Source organism: Limnohabitans sp. (assembly GCF_044361985.1).
Lineage (GTDB): Bacteria > Pseudomonadota > Gammaproteobacteria > Burkholderiales > Burkholderiaceae_C > Limnohabitans_A.
The window spans coordinates 1-4,231 of sequence record NZ_JBIKHV010000143.1 but is presented as its reverse complement, the minus strand read 5'-3'; the positions used below and the strand labels follow the sequence as shown (position 1 = coordinate 4,231).

The 4,231-nt window shown below is 58.8% G+C and carries 3 protein-coding genes; 2 read left to right on the top strand and 1 reads right to left on the bottom strand.

The genetic code is table 11. The annotated features are described in order from the left end of the window. Window positions 1–1,412: benzoate-CoA ligase family protein (locus tag ACIQ3A_RS14030; protein ID WP_396432342.1), on the bottom strand; the 1,412-nt coding region annotated here is incomplete at its 3' end. 320 nt (window positions 1,413–1,732) lie between these two features. On the opposite strand from ACIQ3A_RS14030, the gene ACIQ3A_RS14025 reads away from it, so the two are divergent. Together ACIQ3A_RS14025 and boxC are read left to right on the top strand one after the other, a co-directional pair. Further along, window positions 1,733–2,647, top strand: coding sequence for a helix-turn-helix transcriptional regulator (locus ACIQ3A_RS14025; RefSeq protein WP_396432341.1), 915 nt, complete (start codon window positions 1,733–1,735; stop codon window positions 2,645–2,647). Window positions 2,648–2,805: 158 nt separating this feature from the next. After that, window positions 2,806–4,231: 2,3-epoxybenzoyl-CoA dihydrolase (gene boxC, locus ACIQ3A_RS14020; protein WP_396432340.1), on the top strand; the 1,426-nt coding region annotated here is incomplete at its 3' end.

Genomic DNA, 4,231 nt, shown 5'->3' with positions numbered 1-4,231 from the left:
AGACTTTGGCCTTGTTTCAGCACGATGAAGGCCTTGGTCTTGGTCAAGCCATCGGCGTCCTCTTTGCCGATCACGGCCGCCTCCAGAATGGCGGGGTGCTGCACCAGCGTGGCTTCCACCTCAAAGGGGGAGACATAGATGCCGCTGACTTTCAGCATGTCGTCGTTGCGCCCTGCATAAGTGTAGTAACCATCGGGGTCGCGGGTGTACTTGTCGCCGCTCTTGGTCCAGATGCCCTGGAAGGTGTCGCGGGTTTTGTCGCGGTTGTTCCAATACATGAGGGCACTGCTCGGGCCCTGGATGTAAAGGTCGCCGATCTCGTTGTGCCCCGTGAGCACGCTGCCGTCTTCGTTGCGCAGTTGCACCTCGTAGCCCGGCACGGCCTTGCCGGTGGTGCCGTAGCGCACATCGCCGGGGCGGTTGGACAAAAAGACGTGCAGCATCTCGGTCGAGCCGATGCCGTCGATGATCTCGCAGCCAAAATGGGCAGACCAGCGCTCAGCAATGTCACGCGGCAAAGCCTCACCAGCAGACGAGCAAAGGCGCAAGGCCACAGCACTTTTTGGGGGTAAATCTGGGCTGGCCAGCATGCCACCGTAACCCGTGGGTGCGCCGTAAAACACCGTGGGCTGGCGCTCCACCAGTCGCTTGAAAGTGGCTTGCGGGGTAGGGCGCTCGGCCATCAGAACCACGGTTGCACCCACACTAAAGGGGAAGGTGAGGGCGTTGCCCAGGCCGTAAGCAAAGAACAGCTTGGCGGCTGAAAACACGGTGTCGCTCTCGCGCAAATCCAACACGCCTTTGCCGTACAACTCAGCCGTCCAGTACAGGTTGCTCTGGCTGTGTACTGTGCCTTTGGGCTTGCCGGTGGAGCCAGACGAATAGAGCCAGAAAGCGGGCTCATCGGCCAGCGTGATGGCGGGCAGCGCTGGCTGGTTTTGCGCCACAAAGTCGGCCATGCGGAACTGGCCTTGCGACAAGGCCGTGTCGGGGCGTGACACCACCAGATGGCGCACTTCGGATTTGACGATGTCCAGCGCATTTTGCAAAATTGGCAGCAGGTTGCCCGATACCAACGCTGCTTGCGCCCGGCTGTTGGTCAGCATGAAGGCATAGTCGTCGGCCGTCAGCAGGGTGTTCACCGCCACGGGCACCACGCCCGCATAAAGTGAGCCCAAAAAGGCCACCACCCAGTCGCTGCTGTCTTGCATGAGGAGCAGCACGCGCTCTTCGCGCTTGAGCCCCATGGCCTGCAGGCCGCCAGCAAAACGGCGGACCTGTTCGGTCAGCTCGCCATAGGTCAGGGTGCCCGCATCGTCAATCAACGCGGTTTTGCCGGAGCGGTGCGCGTTGGTGGTGATCAGGTGCTGGGCAAAATTGAAGTCGGCTGGGGGTGGGTTCACGGGGCGCATGTCTTGTCTCCTTAGGGTCTTGGTCTTGGACGTATCGCAAGTGTTGTTTAAAAGGCGGAGTCCGGCAATCCGGGGCTTTCCTCTGGTGGTCACATCGGCAAGGTGGCGCCTGCGCTGGGCTTTCGATTCTTTGTAATCAAGAGGCCTGGTTCAGTATGAATATGCAAGGGCATGGCATAAAAAACTGTTCCAAGTGTCCAGTTGGCGGTATAAACACGGGTTGATGCACTATTGTGCGCGCCTGCAAGTATGCATTAAAGTGCATGTTGTGGGTTGCTTGAAATTTAAGGGTTTTCCCTAGAGGTAATCAAAGGTCGCGCATGACAACTCCTGAACCCACATCCATGGAAACGTCCGAGCCAGCAGCAAAACGCAGTCCTTTTCTGGAAGCTTTGGGTGAGCGTGTGCGCACCTTGCGCTCTCGCAAAGGCATGACCCGCCGTGCCGTGGCCGTCGCTGCGGATGTGTCAGAGCGTCATCTGGCAAATCTGGAATATGGCACCGGCAACGTGTCGGTGCTGGTGTTGTTGCAGGTGGCCAATGCGCTGCAGTGCTCACTGGCCGAGTTGTTGGGTGACGTCACCACCACTTCGCCCGAGTGGCTGTTGATTCGCGAATTGCTCTCCAAGCGCAGCGAAGCTGACTTGCGCCGCGCCAGGGTGCAGCTGAGTGACCTGTTTGGCGAAGGTGGCAACGCGCAAGAGCGCAAGAACCGCATCGCGTTGATCGGCTTGCGCGGTGCGGGCAAAACTTCTCTGGGCCAGCGCCTGGCAGACGATCTGGGTTTTCCCTTCATCGAGTTGAGCCGCGAAATCGAGCAGTTTGCCGGTTGCCAGATCAGTGAAATCCACAACCTCTATGGGGCCAACGCCTACCGTCGTTATGAACGCCGAGCCCTTGAGGAGGCCATCCAGATTTACCCCGAAGTCGTGGTGGCCACGCCCGGCGGACTGGTGTCCGAATCGGCCAACTTCAACTTGTTGCTCTCGCATTGCACCACCGTATGGCTGCAGGCCGATGCCGCCGATCACATGGGCCGTGTTGCTGCGCAAGGCGACATGCGCCCCATGGCGGCAAGCCGGGAAGCCATGGAAGACCTCAAGCGCATTCTGGAAGGGCGTGCGGCTTTTTATTCAAAAGCCGATCTGGCCATCAACACCAGTGGACGCAGCGAAGACCAGGCTTTCACAGCTTTGCGTACTTCCGTTCGCCAGCACTTGCAAATGCCAGGTTAGAGCCGAAGGGGCGTTTCATGAAGACTAGGGAAAACACTTAGTAAATGAATTAAAGTGCATATTGAGCTTGGGTAAAACATGCACTAAACTTCAGCGCAACATGCACTGAAATGCATTTTGACTGAATTCAAACTCACCCCTTACCGACGGAGATCGCTATGACCACTTCCCTTCAGGTCAACTACCAGACGACGCCCGCTGAATACAAGCACATCAACCTGGCCTTTGATGGCGAGGTCGCCACCTTGTCGATCAACATCAACGAAGACGCCGGCATCCGCCCTGGTTACAAACTCAAGCTCAACAGCTATGACTTGGGTGTGGACATCGAATTGCACGACGCCTTGCAGCGCATCCGCTTCGAGCACCCCGAGGTTCGCTCGGTCGTGGTGACCAGCCTGAAGGACCGTGTGTTTTGCTCGGGTGCCAACATTTTTATGCTGGGTGTCTCGACCCATGGCTGGAAAGTGAACTTCTGCAAGTTCACCAACGAAACCCGCAACGGCATCGAAGATTCCAGCAAGCACGACGGCCTCAAATTCGTCGCCGCCCTGAACGGCGCTTGCGCTGGCGGTGGCTATGAGTTGGCCCTGGCTTGCGATGAAATCGTGTTGGTTGACGACCGCTCTTCGGCTGTTTCATTGCCTGAAGTGCCTTTGCTGGGGGTTTTGCCCGGCACCGGCGGCCTGACCCGCGTGACCGACAAGCGCCATGTGCGCCACGACCTCGCCGACATTTTTTGCACCAGCGTGGAAGGCGTGCGCGGTCAAAAAGCCGTGGACTGGCGGCTGGTGGATGCCATTGCCAAGCCGGCCGTGTTCAAACAAGCCGTGCAAGCCCGCGCTACCCAGTTGGCCGCTGGCAGCAACCGACCTGTTGGCGTCAAAGGTGTGAGCTTGACCCCTTTGAACCGCAGCATTGCGGCCGACAGCCTGAGTTACACCAACGTGGCTGTGGACATCGACCGCGTCAAGCGCATCGCCACCTTCACCGTCAAGGCCCCGAGCACCGCCCAGCCCACCGACATCGCCGGCATCCAAGCCGCTGGTGTGAACTGGTGGCCCCTGCAAATGGTGCGTGAGCTGGACGATGCCATCCTGCACATGCGCACCAACGAACTTGATATTGGCACCTGGGTCATCAAGACCGCGGGTGACGCTGCCGCTGTTCTGGCCTCGGACGCCACCCTGCTGGCCCACAAGGACCATTGGTTTGTGCGTGAAACCATTGGGCACTTGCGCCGCACCCTGGCCCGCATGGATGTGACTTCGCGCAGCCTGTTCGCCTTGGTCGAAGAGGGGACATGTTTTGTCGGCACACTTGCAGAATTGGCTTTTTGTGCCGACCGTGCCTACATGCTGGCGCTGCCTGACGATCCTGCCCAAGCCCCCAAGATCCAGTTGACTGAAATGAACTTTGGTTTTTTCCCCATGGTCAATGACCAGACCCGCTTGCAGCGTCGCTTTTATGAAGAAGTGCCCGCCATGGAAGCTGCTCGCGGCGCCATCGGCAAAGCATTGGACGCTGACGCAGCCTTGGCGCTGGGTTTGGTGACTGCGGCGCCTGACGACATCGATTGGGCAG